The organism is Pedobacter sp. NO84 (assembly GCF_059703915.1).
Map to the genome: position 1 here is coordinate 3997768 of NZ_AP046575.1, position 18541 is coordinate 4016308.

22 protein-coding genes are annotated in these 18541 nt (G+C 37.9%); 5 read left to right on the forward strand and 17 right to left on the reverse strand.

Annotated elements, in window-relative coordinates; genetic code table 11:
• Nucleotides 1-23: 23 nt before the first annotated feature.
• From AC6H0V_RS17675 to AC6H0V_RS17710, 8 genes are all read right to left on the reverse strand, one after another.
• On the reverse strand, nucleotides 24-617 hold the full coding sequence (locus AC6H0V_RS17675; RefSeq protein ID WP_497561528.1) for a 4'-phosphopantetheinyl transferase family protein: 594 nt from the start codon (nucleotides 615-617) through the stop codon (nucleotides 24-26).
• Nucleotides 607-867: an acyl carrier protein gene (locus AC6H0V_RS17680; RefSeq protein WP_497561529.1), complete on the reverse strand. Its 261-nt coding sequence runs from the start codon at nucleotides 865-867 to the stop codon at nucleotides 607-609. Before AC6H0V_RS17680 ends, AC6H0V_RS17675 begins: the two co-directional genes overlap by 11 nt.
• Nucleotides 860-2137 (reverse strand): beta-ketoacyl-[acyl-carrier-protein] synthase family protein, encoded by a 1278-nt coding sequence (locus AC6H0V_RS17685; RefSeq protein ID WP_497561530.1) that lies wholly within the window; start codon nucleotides 2135-2137, stop codon nucleotides 860-862. The genes AC6H0V_RS17680 and AC6H0V_RS17685 overlap by 8 nt, the downstream gene beginning before the upstream one ends.
• Nucleotides 2130-2576: a 3-hydroxyacyl-ACP dehydratase FabZ family protein gene (locus AC6H0V_RS17690; protein ID WP_497561531.1), complete on the reverse strand. Its 447-nt coding sequence runs from the start codon at nucleotides 2574-2576 to the stop codon at nucleotides 2130-2132. Before AC6H0V_RS17690 ends, AC6H0V_RS17685 begins: the two co-directional genes overlap by 8 nt.
• A complete protein-coding gene (locus AC6H0V_RS17695) occupies nucleotides 2570-3622 on the reverse strand; it encodes a type III polyketide synthase (protein WP_497561532.1) in 1053 nt (350 codons plus the stop codon). The genes AC6H0V_RS17690 and AC6H0V_RS17695 overlap by 7 nt, the downstream gene beginning before the upstream one ends.
• Nucleotides 3619-4326 (reverse strand): methyltransferase domain-containing protein, encoded by a 708-nt coding sequence (locus tag AC6H0V_RS17700; RefSeq protein ID WP_497561533.1) that lies wholly within the window; start codon nucleotides 4324-4326, stop codon nucleotides 3619-3621. Before AC6H0V_RS17700 ends, AC6H0V_RS17695 begins: the two co-directional genes overlap by 4 nt.
• The gene (locus AC6H0V_RS17705; protein WP_497561534.1) at nucleotides 4323-5459 is read right to left on the reverse strand and encodes an NAD(P)/FAD-dependent oxidoreductase; all 1137 of its coding nucleotides are present in this window, start codon (nucleotides 5457-5459) and stop codon (nucleotides 4323-4325) included. Before AC6H0V_RS17705 ends, AC6H0V_RS17700 begins: the two co-directional genes overlap by 4 nt.
• 172 nt (nucleotides 5460-5631) lie before the next feature.
• Nucleotides 5632-6858: a glycoside hydrolase family 5 protein gene (locus AC6H0V_RS17710; RefSeq protein WP_497561535.1), complete on the reverse strand. Its 1227-nt coding sequence runs from the start codon at nucleotides 6856-6858 to the stop codon at nucleotides 5632-5634.
• 217 nt (nucleotides 6859-7075) lie between these two features.
• Here AC6H0V_RS17710 and AC6H0V_RS17715 point away from each other — a divergent pair, with 217 nt between their 5' ends.
• The gene (locus tag AC6H0V_RS17715) at nucleotides 7076-8620 is read left to right on the forward strand and encodes an NAD(P)H-hydrate dehydratase (protein ID WP_497561536.1); all 1545 of its coding nucleotides are present in this window, start codon (nucleotides 7076-7078) and stop codon (nucleotides 8618-8620) included.
• A gap of 31 nt (nucleotides 8621-8651) precedes the next feature.
• On the opposite strand, the gene AC6H0V_RS17720 is transcribed toward AC6H0V_RS17715, so the two are convergent.
• From AC6H0V_RS17720 to AC6H0V_RS17745, 6 genes are all read right to left on the reverse strand, one after another.
• Nucleotides 8652-9482 carry an anti-sigma factor gene (locus tag AC6H0V_RS17720; protein WP_497561537.1) on the reverse strand — a complete coding sequence of 277 codons (831 nt, stop codon included), beginning with the start codon at nucleotides 9480-9482 and terminating at the stop codon, nucleotides 8652-8654.
• Nucleotide 9483: 1 nt separating this feature from the next.
• Nucleotides 9484-10035, reverse strand: coding sequence for an RNA polymerase sigma factor (locus AC6H0V_RS17725; protein ID WP_497561538.1), 552 nt, complete (start codon nucleotides 10033-10035; stop codon nucleotides 9484-9486).
• A gap of 65 nt (nucleotides 10036-10100) precedes the next feature.
• Nucleotides 10101-10982 (reverse strand): lipoyl synthase, encoded by an 882-nt coding sequence (gene lipA, locus AC6H0V_RS17730; protein ID WP_497561539.1) that lies wholly within the window; start codon nucleotides 10980-10982, stop codon nucleotides 10101-10103.
• 328 nt (nucleotides 10983-11310) lie between these two features.
• Nucleotides 11311-11643, reverse strand: coding sequence for a bacillithiol system redox-active protein YtxJ (gene ytxJ / locus AC6H0V_RS17735; protein WP_497561540.1), 333 nt, complete (start codon nucleotides 11641-11643; stop codon nucleotides 11311-11313).
• A 192-nt stretch (nucleotides 11644-11835) separates the two neighbouring features.
• Nucleotides 11836-12327, reverse strand: a complete 492-nt coding sequence (gene ribH / locus AC6H0V_RS17740; protein ID WP_497561541.1) for a 6,7-dimethyl-8-ribityllumazine synthase — start codon at nucleotides 12325-12327, stop codon at nucleotides 11836-11838.
• 47 nt (nucleotides 12328-12374) lie between these two features.
• Complete coding sequence (locus tag AC6H0V_RS17745; protein WP_497561542.1) at nucleotides 12375-13043, reverse strand: tetratricopeptide repeat protein; 669 nt, start codon at nucleotides 13041-13043, stop codon at nucleotides 12375-12377.
• A gap of 223 nt (nucleotides 13044-13266) precedes the next feature.
• Between AC6H0V_RS17745 and recF the strand changes: the two genes are divergently transcribed.
• Both recF and AC6H0V_RS17755 read left to right on the forward strand, forming a co-directional pair.
• A complete protein-coding gene (recF, locus tag AC6H0V_RS17750) occupies nucleotides 13267-14370 on the forward strand; it encodes a DNA replication/repair protein RecF (RefSeq protein WP_497561543.1) in 1104 nt (367 codons plus the stop codon).
• On the forward strand, nucleotides 14363-14653 hold the full coding sequence (locus AC6H0V_RS17755; protein WP_497561544.1) for a DciA family protein: 291 nt from the start codon (nucleotides 14363-14365) through the stop codon (nucleotides 14651-14653). Before recF ends, AC6H0V_RS17755 begins: the two co-directional genes overlap by 8 nt.
• Nucleotides 14654-14711: 58 nt before the next feature.
• On the opposite strand, the gene AC6H0V_RS17760 is transcribed toward AC6H0V_RS17755, so the two are convergent.
• From AC6H0V_RS17760 to AC6H0V_RS17770, 3 genes are all read right to left on the reverse strand, one after another.
• Nucleotides 14712-14888 (reverse strand): hypothetical protein, encoded by a 177-nt coding sequence (locus AC6H0V_RS17760; RefSeq protein WP_497561545.1) that lies wholly within the window; start codon nucleotides 14886-14888, stop codon nucleotides 14712-14714.
• A 102-nt stretch (nucleotides 14889-14990) separates the two neighbouring features.
• On the reverse strand, nucleotides 14991-15743 hold the full coding sequence (gene bamJ, locus AC6H0V_RS17765) for a BamJ family beta-barrel-assembly machinery protein (protein WP_497561546.1): 753 nt from the start codon (nucleotides 15741-15743) through the stop codon (nucleotides 14991-14993).
• Nucleotides 15744-15806: 63 nt separating this feature from the next.
• Complete coding sequence (locus tag AC6H0V_RS17770; RefSeq protein WP_497561547.1) at nucleotides 15807-16226, reverse strand: nucleoside-diphosphate kinase; 420 nt, start codon at nucleotides 16224-16226, stop codon at nucleotides 15807-15809.
• Nucleotides 16227-16339: 113 nt separating this feature from the next.
• On the opposite strand from AC6H0V_RS17770, the gene AC6H0V_RS17775 reads away from it, so the two are divergent.
• Both AC6H0V_RS17775 and AC6H0V_RS17780 read left to right on the forward strand, forming a co-directional pair.
• Entirely contained in the window at nucleotides 16340-17350 is a 1011-nt protein-coding gene (locus AC6H0V_RS17775; protein ID WP_497561548.1) for a DHH family phosphoesterase, read from the forward strand.
• A gap of 110 nt (nucleotides 17351-17460) precedes the next feature.
• Nucleotides 17461-18456, forward strand: coding sequence for an FKBP-type peptidyl-prolyl cis-trans isomerase (locus tag AC6H0V_RS17780; protein WP_497561549.1), 996 nt, complete (start codon nucleotides 17461-17463; stop codon nucleotides 18454-18456).
• The last annotated feature ends 85 nt before the right edge of the window (nucleotides 18457-18541 follow it).

The following is an 18541-nucleotide window of genomic DNA, read 5'->3' on the forward strand; positions in this document are numbered from 1 at the left end:
TAGTTCCAGTTCTCAGTTGGCAATTACCCGTTTTCGGTTAACAAGCATGCAATCGCCAAAGAGTTTCCATGATGGCTGATTGATATAAGCTTTTTTGAACCTGAATTTCTTTGCGTAAGTTCTGGAATCCCGCGTTCATTTTTTGTTAATATGTAGCGAGTAGAAATTGAATTAAAATCTGCCACATAAGAAGTAGTATTTGGTAGATAAAGCACCTCGACTTCGCTAAAGGACAACCTCGTAGGTTCTACAGAACCTACGAGGTTGCCCGATTTTTGGGAAAGCGCTATGGTATGGATAAAATTGGATGTAATTGTACTTTGCGTTAGATAGATTTTTCCATCATAATGTACTTTGCCAGTACTTAGTGCCGTTGTACAGCTATTTTTACAGTCAAATGCCTTAGGGGCGTAAAATCTTACCCCGGTTTCCCTGTTTATTATTTTGTACACGGCTTCTTTCATGCTCCAAAAGAGCCAAACCTGAATCGAAGGATTTTCCGAATTCAAGATCTGAAGTTTTTCTTCATGCGAAAAAATCTTATCTAAATATCCTTTCCTTTCCCAATTGCTATCAATTGCAGCTTTTTGCAAATCGATTAGGTCATTACCCAGCATTCTCCGCTAATTTTTCTTCAATTATGGCAACCGTAGCTTTAACCGTCAGCATTTTGTTCATTGAGGCGTCGTCGATAGTTATTCCAAATTTCTCCTCAATGTCTAAAACAATATCAACCAGATTGGCAGAATTGATTTTGAGATCAGTTAAGAAATCGGTATTCTCGCTCATATTGTCGATTTCTTCTTTGCAATCGGTATAAGGTTTAATAATTTCTTTGAGGTCTTCTATGATGAGCGGTTTAGGCATTTTTAAATTTTTTAAAGATAATACAGGCATTCACATCGCCAAAACCAAAATTGGCTTTTGCTAAAATAGTAAGTTCTTTTGATAATACCTTGGTGGGGATGCAATCTGTATCGATTATAGTTTTTATTTCAGGATGTAGATCTTCACAGTTGATATTCGGAAAAATAAATCCCTCCGCTAATTGCAAAACCGAGGCAACACATTCCATGCTTCCCGCTGCACTTAAGGGATGGCCTATCATTCCTTTTAGCGAATTGATATAAGGAAAGTCTTTGCCAGACCGGCCAAGTGCATTTGCCCAATTTTCAATTTCTAGCGAATCTTTTGAAGTTGCGGTTAAATGGCCATTAATCAAATCGATATCCTTTGCAGTTATTCCTGCATTTCGAATGGCGGTTGCAATGCATTTTTGAACGGCTATAGGATTTGGAGCTGTCATTGTTCCCAATCCACGTTGGCCTCCAGAGTTTACATTTCCTCCTAACACTTCGGCATAAATCCTAGCTCCTCTTTTTAAGGCACTTTCAAGAGATTCGAGCAACAAAGCTCCTGCGCCACTCGAAGGTACAAATCCACTAGCGGTTGCACTCATAGGCCTACTTCCCTTTTCTGGTTCTTGGTTGTGCTTATACGTACAGACCTTCATCGCATCAAAACCGCCCCATATATATGGACCACTATCACTCGTACTACCAGCCAGCATTCTGGTTGCCTGCCCTAATTTTATTCGTTCATACGCCATCAACAAACTTTCTGTTCCGGTAATGCAAGCTGATGAGTTGGTAGTGGTTTGGTTTCCCAATCCCAATTTTCCGCCAATGTAGGCACTTACTCCACTTGCCATTGTCTGGGCCACAGCCGTACTACCCAGCTTTCGAACCTCCAGATTGTCTATTTTATAAACAGAAGACCTAAATTTGTCTATTCCGGATGTTCCCGTGCCGAAGATGGTACCGCTTTCCCAATCTGGATCATCATTTTGCTGTATAGTTAATCCGGCATCTTTCCAGGCTTCTAATGCTGCAATCACACCATATAGGATCCCCGTGCTTTCCATGGATTTAAGCTCAAGTACTGTAAACGAAGCTTGAATAATTTCGTCGCTCAGTTGAGGTGTTCCTGAAATTTGACAAGAAAATTTTAATGCCTCTAGTTGTTGATCATGGCGAATTCCCGAACTGCCCTTTTTTATAGCTTCTTTAAACTGTTTAAGATTTATCCCATTTGGCGAAACTATTCCTAAACCCGTAATTACAACACGATTATGCATTAATACCATTGATTATCATTCCGGAAATAGTTCCTTTGCAAACAATTTCCCCTAGCTGATTTTCCATTTTTACTTCACAACTTAGTTTGTTAAATCTAAAATAAATTTTTTTACTTGTTACCGTTACTTTTTCTTTTGGATAAACTGGCTTTAAAAAATCTATATGAGTGGATGTCATCGCAAAGGATAGATTTCCACTAGTTTGGCCAAGTAAATAAATGCCCAGGCACACCAAGCCTATCTGGGCCATTGTTTCGGTTAGGATCACTCCTGGAGTGATAGGAAAATCTTTAAAATGCCCCTCATAAAAATCCAGATCCTCCTCATAAGTATAGGTGCCTATTGCACCATTTTCATCTATTGATAGCAGGTCATCAACAAAAAGGAAAGGTTTACTGTAAGGAAGTTTGTCCAGTATTTCTTGATGTATCTTTACCATTGCAATAGTATTCTTTGTGCAGAAAAACCCGGGCCAAAACTAAGCATGAGCCCTCGTTCTCCTTTTTTAGGAGCGGAATCCATAAATCGTTCCAACACATACAATACCGTAGCGCTTGACATATTTCCATACAACCTCAGCACTTCTTTCGTATCATTAATGTTTTTTCCCATTTCACCAAATAGTGATTCAACCAATTGTACAATTTTTTTCCCCCCTGGGTGAAAGATCAAATGATCGATATCACCTATTTCAAGTCCATTTTTAGCTAAAAAGGGGTTAATAATGGATGTGAAATGCTGAGCAATCGTGTCTGGAACCTGGGGATCTAAAACCATTTGTAATCCGGTATTGGTTAATTTAAAGCCCATCATCTCCTCGGCATCATAAAAATGGTACATTTCTTCTGCAATTAATTCCGGGCCATCATCATTGGGGTCCGAGCTCATTAGCACGCAAGCGGCCCCGTCGCCAAAGATGGCAGCACTTACAATATTGGCCATCGAAAAATCATTGAACTGAAAGGTAGCCGTAGGCGATTCGACCGCTACTACTGCTGCACGTTTCCCTGGGTTGGCTTGCAAAAAATTCTTCGCATAGATCATTCCCGAAATACCGGCTGCACAGCCCATTTCTGTAACGGGAAGCCTGATAATATCCTGTTTAAGTTTTAAGGAATTAATTAAATAGGCATCTAGGGAGGGGATCATAATACCCGTGCAGCTTACCGTAATGATATAATCCAGGTCTTCAGGCAGCCAGGATGCTTTTTCAAGGGCCGAATTTAGGCATGAAGCTCCTAGTTTAATGCTTTCCTTCACATATATTTCATTTCGTTCCTCGAAAGATAGGCTACTAAAAACTGCTTCGGGGGAGAGGATCGAATACCGTCTATCCACCGCAGCATTTTCGAATATTTTTTTTACTTTTTTGATGAAGCGTTCTTCCTGTCCATTTAACCAAAGATCCAGAAACGGCATAATCTCGGCCGTAGCTCTCGAATATTGGGGTAGTGCTTTGCTTACTGCTTTTACTTTTACGCTCATCTTGTCCTAATTATCCATTGGTATCTAAAAGCCCATTTCCACTTAATGGTAAACGAGGTTAGTTTTAATTTTTCCGAGTAGCGCACGAGATCATTTTTTTTAAATCCCCTTAATATAGAGACTAAGCCATCATCCTTAGACATTTTATTTAATCTGAACACAAAACATAGGGCGGTAAATAAGTAATAAGCCACAGCACTTCTTTGTAGATCATTAATGATAATACCAATGAGTGCGCTCTTTTTATACCCTTCTAGTAAGGTCAATATTTCTTCATCTTTAAAGTGGTGCAAGGTTAAAGTGCATAACATAATCTCACACTCTTCTATGTCTTCTTTGAAGATATCTTTACATTCATAACTAATCTCGGGATAGTTTATTGATAAATTTTTAGCATGTTCTACCGTATAGTTATTGGCATCAATACCTTTCAGTATGAAATTCAACTTATTTTTTAAGGCAAAATCTGCCAATGTTCTTAACATATCCCCATTACCACAGCCTATATCTATAATACGTATAGGATGTGCTTTAGGTTTGTTCTTGATTACTGTTTTTATGCCCTCAACTGTTGCATTATTGCCGCCTAAAAACCGGTTGATGGCCGCAATTTTATCCAAAGCATCCCTCAGGATTTCACCCTCCATATTAAAATTGTCCATTATCTCTGGAGCCGAACTTCTATAGGTAGTGTTTATGCTCATTTATTGATCGGTAATATGGGTTTGCCATGCGTAGCTCTTATTGCATGGGTTAAAAGAATAGGCATCCTAATCAAGGCATTTAGCAAAATGTTGGCGAGCTTTTCTTTTTTCAATAAAATTGATAAAATAGTACCCATTTTTAACCGCCCTTTAAAATTTTTATTCCATAATTTAATATAACGATGCTCCAATTCTTCACGATTTTTTAGCTGCCCGTTAAAAAAATCGACCACTAATTCCGAACAAATTTTTGCACTATGAATAGCCATTGCCATTCCATTACCACATAGTGGATGAATGAGCCCAGCGGTATCCCCAATCATTAAGATATGATTTAGCACAGTTTCTTTCTTGGCGAAAGAAATCTGGCTTATTGTTAACGGTTCTTCAAACACCATTTTGCAATTAGTGAACACCTGCAGAAGCGATCTGTTTTGACAAAGCACCCTTCTTTGATACTCCGCTAAATTTTTGAATCGTTTAAAAGTATCATAATCTGCTAAGTAACAAATATTAATTTTTCCATTTTCTACTTTGGAAACGCCACAGTAACCCCCATTAAAATTGTGTAAGGCTACTAAATTATCAGGAAAGTCTCCCTCATAATGGGCTTTAACAGCCAAATATGAAGATTTTTCTCTTATAAATCCACGCTCAAGCTTTATATCTATCGCAGATCGTTTCCCGTAGGCCCCAATTACTTGGGTGGAGCGAAAGGAATGGTTAAGTTTGGTATGTACTATAAATTGATCGTGTTCAAATAATACCTCGTCTACGGTATCTTCAACCACCAAGCCCCCTCTTTCAATTAGTTTTTTATATAATAAATAATCGAGCTCATAACGGCTTACTCCCATTCCACCCAAGGGGAGTTTAACCACTATTCTTTTGCCCCGTTTAGTAGTTATTTCTAGTTTATCGATAAGGGTGGGATGTAACTCTTGGAGATCAATATCGAGCCAGTTATAGTAGGGTATAATCTCGTTCGACAAGTATTCTCCGCAAACTTTATGGTGAGGGTAGCCATTTTTTTCAAGCAGTAGTACTGTCTTTCCCATTTTATTTAAATGTAAAGCAGTTGTTAAACCACCTAAACCGCCCCCGATAATTAATGCGTCAAATTTAGAATCCATTTTGATCCGGAAAGAATGCTTTTAAAGGTATTATTTCCAAAGGTAATATTTCACTTAAATCAGAAATACATGCGCAAAAGAAATTACAGCAATCTCATCTCTGTTATGACCTAACCATTATTTGTTTATCGGAAGGTCTGGAATTGCTATTAGTGAATGTGATAGGACCAATTTACTTTCCTTCCTTCAGCCCAAGGGCCTTCAAGTAACCATCGTTCGTACTGCAGTTTTCGAACCTACATTGCGCTAATAAATTGTTTAAAGCAATTTCGATCAGATTACGATCTCCTGGCGCATATCTTCTTAGATCTGCAAAACTTGATTTAGGCTGATCGGCGTATTTAATTACCAAATTATAATGCTCTGGAATTGGGAAAGTAACAATACCACTTTTGGCATCCATTTTTTTATAGGGCCAGAAATGCCAGCTGATGTTATTTTTTTCCAACAAATTTCTAAATTCTAGGATCCACTGATCTTTATTTTCGCCTGTTTCGCCCACGTAGATCGGCACATTATATTTCTTGCTAAAATCAAGGTATTCTTGGATTACATCCTGGGTAGTGGCTGTCCAGTATTTGTGGAAAGTATAGACTAGTTTATTATCGAATGGAGCATTAAAAATTTTAAAATTCGAATCCCATTGTGCTCCGCCTAAGAATATCAGATGATTTTTATCTACCTCTCTTACGGCTAAGGTTATGCTTTTATATAAAGGTTCAAGGAGTGGATTTAACTTTTTAGTATCGAAATAATGGGCAATTGGCTCGTTCAACAGATCATATCCAATAACTGCAGTTTCATTTTTATAATGGGCAGCAACCCTTTTCCAGATATTTTTTGTTAGCTCTTGGCTTTTTTCATTTTCAAACAAGAAAGGATAACCGTCACTATCATCAATATTATCACCCGTTTGTCCCCCAGGTGCACAGTGCATGTCTAACAACACGGGCAGATTTTCTTCCTTGCACCATTTGATTACACGATCTAACAATACAAATCCGCGCTCAGGGTCATTGGCACCCAAATAGCTTTCTGATGTAAATAATTTATAGTGAAAAGGGATACGGATAGAGTTCATCCCACTTTGTTTTAAATAGTGGATGTCTGCTTTGGTAATGTATTGATCTAAATATTTTTGCCAAAATACAGTGGCCTTATCGGGTCCTATAAGTTCGGTTATCACCTGATTAATTCTTCTTGGCGAAGTGGCATCCTTAAATTTGAACATGTATCCTTCCGGGACCAGCCAATTACCTAAATTAGTGCCTTTAAGAACTATGGGTTCGCCATTGGGAGCGATAATTTCTGTACCTTTTACATCAAAAAAACGATTTTTCTGAGCGCTTACCGAAAAAGGAATTAAAATGAGTAAAAGTATTCTTAAACCAGCTTTCATACTATTGGATTGACTACCCCAAGATACGCCAATTCAGTTTTATCTTTATGGAACATTCTCATCTATTTACGCAAAGGTTTGCACTAACATGGATCATAATACTAAATTGTTTGATTGTTGTATTGTTGGGGGTTCTGAATCATGCAGCAATTTAACAATAGAGCAATCAAACAATTTAATTCGTATTAGTACCTATGATTTAACCTAACTTAGTATCATGCAAACCTTATTAACTTCTCGGCAAATGCAAGAGGCTGATGCTTATACTATTAAACATCATTCCATTTCATCAATAGATTTAATGGAGCAAGCAGCATTGGCATTTGTAAAAGCCTTCAAAAAAGAAGTAAAAAATAAAACCACCCAAATATCCGTTTTATGTGGCCAGGGCAATAACGGTGGCGATGGTCTGGCAATTTCAAGATTACTGATTAAGGCAGGATATAAGTCGATTGCTATTTATCGCATCGACTTTTCGACCAAGCAGAGCGATGATTTTAAAAAAAACTTAAAGCGCTTGGTAAAGGATAAAATCTCCTTTTTTACTATCACTGAACCCGAGAACCTAAAATTGGAGAGTGCCGCAGTTATTATAGATGCGATTTTAGGTTCAGGTCTGAACAAGCCGCTTACCGGTAAATTTGCCGCACTGGCCACTTATGTTAATCAACTTCAAACGAAAGTTATTGCTGTGGATGTGCCCACTGGATTAAATACTGAAGGGCCACTTGATGGGGAATACCAAGGCATACATGCATCTTTAACCCTTACTTTTCAGCGTCCTAAAATCAATTTTTTCTTTCCTGAATCCCTAAAAGCATTGAGCGAGTTTAAAGTACTAGACATTGGTCTCGACGAAAAATTTATCTCCGAGCAACCGAGAAGCTGGCAATTGACAACTAAAGAGTCCATACAAAAGTTAATTAAGCGGAGAAAAAATTTCAGCCACAAGGGCACCTACGGGCATGCGTTACTTGTTGCAGGCAACTCGACCACCATGGGAGCCGCCTTGCTAGCCGCTACGGCCTGCCTCCATACCGGTGCAGGATTAACTACGGTTTGCTTGCCTGAAAGCGGATTGACAGCATTAAACACGGCTTTACCAGAGGTGATGGCATTGCCACGTACTAAATATTTAGCCTTTGAGGCCTTCGAAAAATTTAATATTGTGGCGATTGGCCCAGGTTTAGGAGTAGATGAAGAAAGTGAATACCTGTTCGAACTGTTGATCGAGTTAAAAAAACCACTGGTTATAGATGCCGATGCCTTAGCAATTTTAAGTTATAGGAAAGATCTATTGGATAAACTACCTGCTCAAAGTATTTTGACACCACACATGAAGGAATTTGATCGGTTGTTTGGAGAGCATAAAAATTGGTGGGAAAGAGTAGAGACTGCCTTAAGTGAGGCTCGTGCCAGAGATTTGATCATTGTGCTTAAAAATCAATATACATTTAACTGTTTGCCATCAGGCGAAGTAGTAATCAATCCCTCTGGAAACCCGGCAATGGCATCAGGAGGAATGGGAGATGTTTTAACTGGAATGATCACTTCATTAGTGGCTCAATCCTACACTTCGGCCGATGCCGTAATTTTAGCCACATTTTTACATGGAAAGGCTGGCGATAGGTTGGCAAAAAAGAATTATGTTGTAACCGCTAGCGAGGTGGCAAGAGAGGTGCCAAGGGTGATGAGGGGGTTGTCGGGAGTTGAGAGTGGGAGTTGGATGAAAGAAGATTGGAAAATTAAAGGATTTAACTAAAAAATTGGTGTAATCATTCGAGAAGCGAAAACTAGATGGCTCCCATCACAAGCATGTTTTCCATAGTAGGATTTATGCTGCCACCTTTAGGTTCTATCGTTACTGCAAATGCTTGAGCTTTTTGGATAGCATCCATTTGTTTCACTGCTGCGGTGGCATTTTCATCCATACCAAAAACGCCCAAACTCACGGGTTTACCGTCAACCATGGCCCACAATTGATACTCGTGCGAGGGATCTGTTTTAGGTAAATCTATTGCGGCATAGTTAATCAGGATATTTTTATTGTTTTTATTCCAGTAAACCAACATTTTCGCTTTGGGCGAATCTTTTACACCTGCTAATTTAATGGTCGACCATTCGTTAGTCTCGGTCATTGCAATTCGGTTTTCCATTCCAGCTTTATCAAACTTCAATTTAGAAACCGTTTTTACAAATTGTTGTTTCTCTGTACTTAAGTTCGCAATCTGCTCATGCGCATTATTCAATTGATGATAAAGAGAATATAAGGTAGCCACACTAATTACCAATAAAGCGATGCATGCCACAAGTGCATAACGTAAAACCTTAACCTTTACATCATTTACATTTTCGTATAAAGGAACAATTTTAGAATTCACATCGGTATTCGAAGTTTCTGGATCAAATTGAGCAAGGATCCGGTCTCTAGCAGGGGTTGAAGGCGAGATGGCGTTCTCTAGGGCATACGCTTCCATAGCAATTTCTATCGCCGCAATCTCTGCTTTTACAAGGGAATGCTTGGTAGCCATTTCTTCAACTTCAGCATTTTCTTGTGCAGTTAACTGCCCTAAAACGTAAAGTTCAAGTACCCCAGATTCGATATATGATTGTATTTCTTCCACCTCAATTAAATTTTTTCCTTAGTTCCAATATCGCCATTCTTACACGGGTTTTCACGGTACCCAATGGTAAATTCAGTTCTTCTGCTGCCTCAACATGTGTATACCCTTTAAAATATACCATGTCTAGCACGTTTTTAAGATCTGGCTTAAGCGTAGTAACCAAATCTTTTAATCCTAAGGTATCAGCATTAAAACTCACCTTTTTTTGTTCGTCAATAAAATCTACGTTATTTTCTATGTCTTGGTTTTTACTGGAATTTTTAAAGTCTTTGGAACGCAATTTGTCGATTGATAAATTACGTGCAACATTCATCATCCACGTAAATAAACGGCCTTTGGATGGGTCGTAGCTACCTGAGGAATTCCAAATCTTAACGAAAGTTTCTTGCAACAAGTCTTCGGCCACTTCGGTATGGATTACAATACGTAAAATTACGCCAAGTAAAGCGCCTGAATACATATCATACAATGCTTTAATTGCAATAGTATCCCGACTTTTTAATGCGCTAACCAGTTCCTCCTCAGATAGAGATATTTTTTTTGTAGTTGTCAAGGTTACTAATATACAGATTCTATAACACGCTTAAAGAAATTTTTGTTTTCTTAAGACGTAAATCTCTAAAAAATAAAAAGATGCTTTTCGGCATGGTAAGATGAACGTACCAATGGACCACTTTCAACATATCGAAGGCCTTTAGCCAAACCAATTTCTTTGTATTTGGCAAATTGATCAGGATGAATCCAATCAACAACGGGATGGTGATTTTTAGTGGGCTGCAAATATTGTCCCAGAGTTAAAATATGTACACCGTTCGCAACCAAATCATCCATTGCTTCTAAAATATCAGCTTCTGTTTCGCCTAAGCCAAGCATAATACCGGTTTTTGTTCGGAGTCCAAATTCGGAAATTCTTCTTAATGCTTCTAAACTCCTATCGTATTTTGCCTGGATCCGCACTTGTTTGGTTAACCGTCTTACGGTTTCCACATTGTGCGACATCACTTCTGGTCTTTCTTCTAGTACACGGTATAAATTATCCCATTGACCCCTAAAATCTGGGATTAAGGTTTCTAACGTTGTATCTGGACTTTCTCGTCTAATAGCCTGTAAGGTTTCGGCCCATATAATAGAACCACCATCTTTTAGGTCGTCCCTATCAACCGAAGTGATTACACAGTGTTTAACGTTCATTAGCTTTACCGAATTGGCAATGCGGTTAGGTTCGTCGGTATCAACAGCCATAGGCCTACCTGTAGCTACGGCGCAAAAAGAACAAGAACGGGTACAAATATTACCAAGGATCATAAAAGTTGCTGTTCCAGCACCCCAACACTCTCCCATGTTTGGACAATTACCACTTTCGCAAATGGTATGTAGCTTGTGGGTATCAACAAGACTTCTAACTTGCGCATATTCTTTGCCAATAGGGAGTTTTACCCTCAACCAATCAGGTTTTCGTGGTTTTTCAGAAATAGCAGGAACTACCGGAAGTTCGATCATAAGAACAAAGATACGGGATAAGTTGAAATGTTGGAAGTTGGAATGTTGAAATGTTGTAAAAAGGCTGCGAGATGGAGGTTGAACTTGGTTAATAGTTCATGGTTGATAAATGATGGACTGGGAGCGAAGGGTTCGTTGTTAGAGATATAGTTCATTTATTTTTCCGTTAGCTATGAACACCTGAATAACCCTGCTAACCACTAAAAAAAATCGGAATATTTCCTCTGCCTTCACACCAAGTTGAGTATCCATGACCGGCTACTGAGCATGCTTATTTGTAGAAAAAAGGATGAATCCTATCTATGGACTATGGACTATCAACTATGGACTACTGACTCATTTCCTCGGCAATCTCATCTGCAGAAATATCACTATGTGAAGAATCTAAGATGCATTCGCCATCTTTAATCAGTAAGACCTGTGGTGATTGATGATGAACCTGAAATGTTTCTGCAACAAGTGCTGAAATATCTCTATGTGCAATTAAATCAAGAAAATAAAATGAGGTATTTTCTGGAATAACATCCCAGTTTAGCTCGAAATTTCTTTTAGCCATTGAACTAATAGAGCACCTGGTGCTGTGTTTAAAAATTACACTATAACCTATGCTCTCTTTTATTGAGGCAACCTGATTAGGGTTGCTCAGATTTATCCATTGCATTTTATGCTCCTCTTCTTCTTTTTCCTTCCGGATAAGAGCTATAAGCAGGACAAAGACGAGAAGAGCAAGATTCTAATATCGCGATAGCAGAAAACACAACCAACAATAGAATAGCAACCTTTTTCATCAATTAATTTTTAGTTCCTTATTAAAGCTCTAAAGTACAAATTTTTTATAATAACAAAGCAACAATTAAATTGTTGCAGAAAAATGAGCCATTTTTAAGGCGGTAATCGCAGCTTCATCCCCCTTATTACCGTGTTTCCCTCCTGCTCTGTCTAAGGCCTGTTGCTCATCATTTGTAGTTAAAACCCCAAATATAACTGGCTTACTGTGTTTAATCCCCACATTTGTTATCCCATTGGCAACAGCATCACAGATAAAATCAAAGTGTTTAGTGTCGCCCTGGATTACACAACCAATACAAATTACGGCATCAAGCCCTGCGTTTTTTGTTAAGAGGATTTCTGCAGCCCCAGGTAATTCGAAACTTCCCGGTACCGCCATAGAAACGATGTTTTCTTTTAGTACGCCATGTTTAACTAAGGTATCGTAAGCCCCATTATAAAGTGCGCTGGTAATTTTAGCATTCCATTCTGCTACAACGATTGCTATTTTATAGGCTTCCCCGTTAGGGATAGTGGTGTGTGAAAAATCGGATAGATTTTTAAGGTGTGTTGCCATGTTAAGATGAACCAATTAGCTAATTAGCTAATTAATAGATTAACTAATTATTTCTGTTGTGCTTGAGCACGGCCAATATATTCATCAATCATGTTGGCTTCCTGGCTCTCAGGATATTGTGTTTTGATTTTGGTATATGCCTCTTCTGCAGCTTTGAAATCCTTCAGGTTTTCGTTAACTAGCCCCAGTTTTTTTAAGAACATTGGTGAAGTAAATTTATTGCTGGCTTTATCGGCTGCTTTCTTATAATAAGTAGCAGCTTGTTTAAAATCTTTTAACTCACTATAAGCATCGCCCAATAGTCCTAAAGCTAAGGGATCAATAACCGGACTGCCGGTAGCAGAATATTTACCTAAAGATTCGATAGCTTTTTTGTATTCGCCTTTGCGTAAATAAATACCACCCAAATATAGGTTAGCCAAGTTAGCTGATTTTGTGTTATCGTATTCTTCGGCAATTTTCTCGAGGCCATCATATCCACCTTCACCATTGATTGCTTTATTTGATAAAGAATCTATCCCTACATATTGTTCTGCTTTGTACATTTTTCCCGCTGCTTCTTCAGCCCTGTTGGTTAGATACACACTTTGGTACCATATATAAATACAAATCAAAAGCACTATTGCTCCAGCGATAAAAATTAAGCTTTTGGTATTCTCTTGTACAAAGGAACCCTTTCTTACGGATTGATCTGTTTCTTTCTCTGTTGTAGACATTTTATTTAAAAAATTAAGGATTGCAAAAATACGTTTTTCAATCAAAGTATCAACCTCTTTTTTAACTATTTAATGCGCAGGGCGTTTAGATAGTATAGCGTATAGCGTATAGCGTATTGAGATTGGTTGCATAATATACGATAAATCAGGGCTGAAACAGCTCTCTATACGCATATCGCACTACGCAATACGGTTACAAAAACTTATCTTTGAAGCATACACTATGTGGTTAAAAAACATTACACTTCTCAATTTTAAAAATTATTCATCGGCCGAACTCACCTTCGCTAAAACGGTGAATGTATTTGTAGGCAATAACGGAGCTGGTAAAACCAATTTACTGGATGCTATCCATTATTTATGCCTGTGCAAAAGTTATTTTAACCCTATAGATAGCCAGCAAATTAAAGCAAACGAGGATATTTTTTTGATACAAGGTGATTTTGACCGAAAAGAGAAAAATGAGAAGATTACCTGTGGATTAAAACGAAATCAAAAAAAGCAATTTAAGCGCAACAAAAAGGAATACGATAAATTGGCACATCACATTGGACTTTTCCCCCTGGTTATGATTTCGCCATACGATGTAAATCTGATCATGGATGGGAGCGAGGAGCGTCGAAGATTTATTGACAACGTAATTTCTCAAACAGACTCCAATTATCTCGACGAACTTATTGTTTATAATAAACACCTTTTAAATCGAAATGCTTTACTTAAACAAGTTGCAGCAACACGAAAATTGGATGTTACTTTGCTTCAGATTTTGGATGAACAGCTCATCTTGTCGGGAAATAAGATTTTTGAGAAGCGCAAGGAGTTTTTATTAGACTTTATTCCCTTGTTCGATAAACATTATCGTTACATTACAGATGATGCAGAACACGTTTCTTTAAATTATCAGTCCCAATTGAACGACCAAAATTTTGAAGGCCTATTGGGTCAGTCGATAGAAAAGGATAAAATTTTGGAACGTACAACAGTGGGGATCCATAAAGACGAACTGTTATTTGCCATAGGCGAAATGCCCCTAAAGAAATTTGGCTCTCAGGGACAGCAAAAATCATTTTTAATTGCTTTAAAGTTGGCGCAATATAGCTACTTACAAAAATTTAAGGGCTTTAAACCTTTGCTATTATTGGATGATATTTTTGATAAATTGGATGATCTCCGTGTACACAAATTAATGGAAATGGTTTCCCACCATGATTTTGGTCAGATTTTTATCACAGACACAGGAAAAGAAAGGGTAGTATCCGTTTTTAAAGAGATAAAAGTTGACGTAACTTTGTTTGAAGTAGATAATGGAATAATAAAACATGCGTAAGCCCAACGATATCACTTTAAAGGATGCCATCACAAAGATGCTGTCCGTTTACCGTTTGCGGGGAAAGTTTGACGAAACTGGCGTAGTAGCACATTGGCCGGAGTTGATGGGAACAGCGGTAGCTAATCGGACCACACAGATTTATGTAAGTCAAAAAAAATTGTTTGTCCGGATAGAATCATCAGTTATCAAAAACGAACTACTAATGGTACGTACCGGGATCATCGAGAAATTAAATGAGCGGGCGGGCTCGGAAGTGATTACCGAGTTGGTGTTCTTATAATTATCAAATTAGCCGATTAGCTAATTTGATAATAGTTTCCCGAAAACTATCGGGAAGATTAATTTTTTCCGCCTCCAAAAACTTTTGAGATAAGCCAAATAATTAAGGCCAAAACGATAACAACGATAATTACGCCAGACCAAACGCCAGCTTTAAAAATTCCGCCGATTACTTCACAACTAGATAAAGTGGTGGCAATAAGTGCAACAACTGCTAAGAGACTATATTTTTTCATGCTATTTTGCTTTAATGTTCGATTAAAACAGACCATTACACAAAATAGTTTTAAAATAAATACCTATGAGGTTTTTAAAAGCCCATAGGTATTTAAAATTTATTACTTTATCCCTAGTAATTCTAGATCAAAAATCAATGTACTGTATGGAGGTATTGCCGGACCGTTACCCGAAGCTCCGTAAGCTAATTGATAGGGGATATAAAAACGATATTTAGAACCAACTTTCATTAATTGTAAACCCTCTGTCCAACCCGGGATAACTTTAGCTACAGGATATTCCAAAGGCTGGCCTCTATCAACCGAACTATCAAACTTGGTACCGTTAAGCAAGGTTCCCGTATAATGGGCAACAAAGATGTCGCTAGCTTTTGGGCTTGGCCCATCGCCTTCTTTAATTACCTCATATTGTAGTCCGCTAGCCGTAGTTTTAACACCAGGTTTAACCTTATTTGCTGCCAAGAAATCACTTCCCTCTTTTAAGATGGGCGCATACTCTTTCATCGCCTCTGCTTCTCTTTGCTTAGTAAAGCTCGTAAACAGATTATTAATTGCTTCTTGTGCTTGTTGTTGGCTTAAAGAAGGGGTGGCTTTTGCGAAAATATCACGCATCCCTTTGTTAAAGAGCTCGTAATTTATAGTATTTAACCCTCCTGATTTAAAGCTGCTCGCAACATTTAGCCCTAAAGCATAGCACGCAGAGTCGAGCGTAGTCTTAAATAAGACCGGCTTTACCAGGGTTTTTGCTGGGGTGATGATTTTTTTTACGGGCGCTTTAGTATTTTTGGTTACATTTTGTGCCTGTGCATTTAATCCGATTGTAGCGATTAGTGCGGTTATGAATAGTGATTTCATTTCAATAAATTAAGGTCGAAATAAACTTACGAAGTCTTAAGACTTCGTAAGTTTTAAGGAAATTTAGAAACGCTCAGCTGGGCTAAAAAAGAAATCACCTTCAATTTGGGCGTTTTCATCAGAATCTGAGCCATGAACAGCATTAGCGTCTATAGATTTGGCATATTTCTGGCGGATAGTTCCTTCTGCAGCTTCTGCAGGGTTGGTTGAACCGATCAGGTTTCTGAAATCCTCAATTGCATTGTCTTTTTCCAAAATGGCAGCAACAATTGGTCCCGACGACATGAAACTTACCAAGTCGTTATAAAAAGGACGGGCTTTATGAACTGCATAAAATTCGCCTGCACTTTCTGGAGTTAGCTTTGTGTATTTTAAAGCAATGATTTTAAAACCTGCTTTGGTAATGTCATTTATAATTGAACCCATATGTCCGTTAGCAACGGCATCTGGCTTAATCATGGTAAATGTTCTATTTGTACTCATCTTTATTTAATCAAATTTTCTGCAAAAATACGATTTTTAAACATAACATTAAAGCTTGACGAATAAAAGGTGTCAATTAAATCTAAAATTATTAGCTTTGCAGGCGAAAAATTATGATATCCATTCTCGAATTAAAAACACTATTAAGTACGCCTCAAAAAATTGTCATTACAACGCATCATAAACCTGATGGCGATGCAATGGGCTCATCTTTGGGTTTATACGCCTTTTTAATTCAGAAAGGGCACCATGTAACTGTAGTTACACCTACAGATTACCCTGATTTCTTACAGTGGCTTCCCAATAACTCCAATGTAGTGATCTATACTGAGGCGGTAGAAACATCGATTGCATTAATTAATGAAGCCTCTTTAATATTCTGTTGCGATTTTAATACATTGAGCAGAATAAATGAACTTGGCGAGCATATCCGTAACGCAAGCGCAGTAAAGGTAATGATCGACCATCATTTGGAGCCAGAAGATTTCGATGATTACCGTCATTGGAATATCAATGCCTGTGCAGCTTCCCAATTGGTTTATGATTTCATTTTAAACGAACTTGGCGAGGGCAGCTTAATCAATAAAGATGTGGCATCTTGTTTATATACGGGCATTATGACCGACTCTGGTTCGTTTCGCTTTCCATCAGCCACTTCAGAAGTTTACCGTATCGCAGCTGATCTGATAGATTTAGGGGCTGAGCACTGGCGCATCCACCAGTTGGTGTACGACAATGCTTCAGAAAATAGACTCCGCTTTTTAGGATTTTGTTTATCCAATAAGTTAGAGATACTAAGAGAGTTTAATACCGCAATTATTACCGTTTCGGCAGAGGAGTTAAAAAAGTACGATATTGCTACAGGAGATACAGAAGGCATCGTAAATTATGCGCTTTCTATTAATGGAATTAACTTAGCTGCATTTATTATAGAAAGAACTGATAAAGTTAAATTATCTTTACGCTCTACAGGGGATTTCCCAGCCAATGAGATATGTAAAAAATACTTCGCTGGTGGCGGGCATAGAAATGCTGCTGGAGGTGCTTCTGATGTGAATTTAACTGAAACCATTGAAAAATTTAAATCTATCTTACCAGAATATAAAACCCAATTATTACAATAGTTTAAAAATCAAATAATAATCAATAATGAAACCATCATGATTTTAAATCACAAATCATAGAGTTAAATCATGATAGCTTCATTACCATTAAAAAACAAATCAAAAAATAAATGAAAAAAAGTTTAGTAATTCTTTTAGCGGCAACTTTAGGTTTGGCGGCTTGTAACAGAGAAAAAAAAGGTCCAGGTGGTCTATTATATACCATCCACCATAGTGAAGGAAAAGATAAAATTCAAGTTGGCGATGTGATCAAAATGCATTTTACTCAAAAAAACGACAAAGATTCGATCATGATGACCACTTATGATAATGAATTGGCACAAGTATTCCCAGTTTCGAAGAAAACATACAGCGGAGATATCAATGATGTGTTGTTGCTATTTGGAGAAGGGGATAGCGCAACGTTTAAAGTGAACTTAGACACAATGGCTTTTTACAGCAAACAGCCTAAGCCTGAGCAATTTAAAAATGATAAATACATCACTTTCACCATCAAGGTTGAAAAAGTATTTAAAAAGAAAGCTGGTGAAGCGGATTCTACCTTCCAAAAAAGAGCAGGCGAATATTTCCAGGCAGATTATAAAGCAACTTTTGATAAAATGAAAGCTGCAGAAGATGGAAAAATCAAAGCTTATATCGCTGATAAAAACCTTAAAGTAACTACAACCCCTAGCGGATTAATGTATGTTATGACTAAGCCAGGTGGCGAAAAAGGTGTTAATGGCGATACTGTATTGGTAAATTACACAGGTAGCTCAACAAAATTAAACAGAGATAAAAAATATAAAGTTTTCGATACAAGTGATGAGAAATTAGCTCAAGAAAATAAACTTCATGTGGGTCATCCATTTGGTCCAACCAAAATGGTAATCGGTGGTACTGTACCAGGTTTTTCTGAAGGTTTAAGCTTAGTAGGTAAAGGCGGTAAAGCGACCCTATTAATCCCTTCAAAACTTGGATATGGCGAACAAGGTAACCCGCCGGCAGGAATTGGACCTTATTCTCCAATCGCTTTTGAGATCGAGATTCTTGACATCATAAAAGGAAAACCTATGGCTCCTGCTGCTGCAATGCCAACGGCTACCGCACCGCAAGTACAGAAATAAGCATTAATTACATAAATTAGCCCTGTTCATTACTTGGACGGGGCTTTTTTTGTCACAAGATTTTTAATGGCAAGAGCTGATAATT

Bases quoted from the DNA above. Each gene is read 5' to 3' on its own strand.
- bamJ (WP_497561546.1), bottom strand. From the start codon at position 15,743: ATGAAATCACTATTCATAACCGCACTAATCGCTACAATCGGATTAAAT.
- AC6H0V_RS17695 (WP_497561532.1), bottom strand. From the start codon at position 3,622: ATGAGCGTAAAAGTAAAAGCAGTAAGCAAAGCACTACCCCAATATTCG.
- AC6H0V_RS17685 (WP_497561530.1), bottom strand. From the start codon at position 2,137: ATGCATAATCGTGTTGTAATTACGGGTTTAGGAATAGTTTCGCCAAAT.
- AC6H0V_RS17700 (WP_497561533.1), bottom strand. From the start codon at position 4,326: ATGAGCATAAACACTACCTATAGAAGTTCGGCTCCAGAGATAATGGAC.
- lipA (WP_497561539.1), bottom strand. From the start codon at position 10,982: ATGATCGAACTTCCGGTAGTTCCTGCTATTTCTGAAAAACCACGAAAA.
- ribH (WP_497561541.1), bottom strand. From the start codon at position 12,327: ATGGCAACACACCTTAAAAATCTATCCGATTTTTCACACACCACTATC.
- AC6H0V_RS17710 (WP_497561535.1), bottom strand. From the start codon at position 6,858: ATGAAAGCTGGTTTAAGAATACTTTTACTCATTTTAATTCCTTTTTCG.
- recF (WP_497561543.1), top strand. From the start codon at position 13,267: ATGTGGTTAAAAAACATTACACTTCTCAATTTTAAAAATTATTCATCG.
- AC6H0V_RS17715 (WP_497561536.1), top strand. From the start codon at position 7,076: ATGCAAACCTTATTAACTTCTCGGCAAATGCAAGAGGCTGATGCTTAT.
- AC6H0V_RS17675 (WP_497561528.1), bottom strand. From the start codon at position 617: ATGCTGGGTAATGACCTAATCGATTTGCAAAAAGCTGCAATTGATAGC.
- AC6H0V_RS17705 (WP_497561534.1), bottom strand. From the start codon at position 5,459: ATGGATTCTAAATTTGACGCATTAATTATCGGGGGCGGTTTAGGTGGT.
- AC6H0V_RS17770 (WP_497561547.1), bottom strand. From the start codon at position 16,226: ATGAGTACAAATAGAACATTTACCATGATTAAGCCAGATGCCGTTGCT.
- AC6H0V_RS17680 (WP_497561529.1), bottom strand. From the start codon at position 867: ATGCCTAAACCGCTCATCATAGAAGACCTCAAAGAAATTATTAAACCT.
- AC6H0V_RS17755 (WP_497561544.1), top strand. From the start codon at position 14,363: ATGCGTAAGCCCAACGATATCACTTTAAAGGATGCCATCACAAAGATG.
- AC6H0V_RS17780 (WP_497561549.1), top strand. From the start codon at position 17,461: ATGAAAAAAAGTTTAGTAATTCTTTTAGCGGCAACTTTAGGTTTGGCG.
- AC6H0V_RS17745 (WP_497561542.1), bottom strand. From the start codon at position 13,043: ATGTCTACAACAGAGAAAGAAACAGATCAATCCGTAAGAAAGGGTTCC.
- AC6H0V_RS17760 (WP_497561545.1), bottom strand. From the start codon at position 14,888: ATGAAAAAATATAGTCTCTTAGCAGTTGTTGCACTTATTGCCACCACT.
- AC6H0V_RS17775 (WP_497561548.1), top strand. From the start codon at position 16,340: ATGATATCCATTCTCGAATTAAAAACACTATTAAGTACGCCTCAAAAA.
- AC6H0V_RS17690 (WP_497561531.1), bottom strand. From the start codon at position 2,576: ATGGTAAAGATACATCAAGAAATACTGGACAAACTTCCTTACAGTAAA.
- ytxJ (WP_497561540.1), bottom strand. From the start codon at position 11,643: ATGCAATGGATAAATCTGAGCAACCCTAATCAGGTTGCCTCAATAAAA.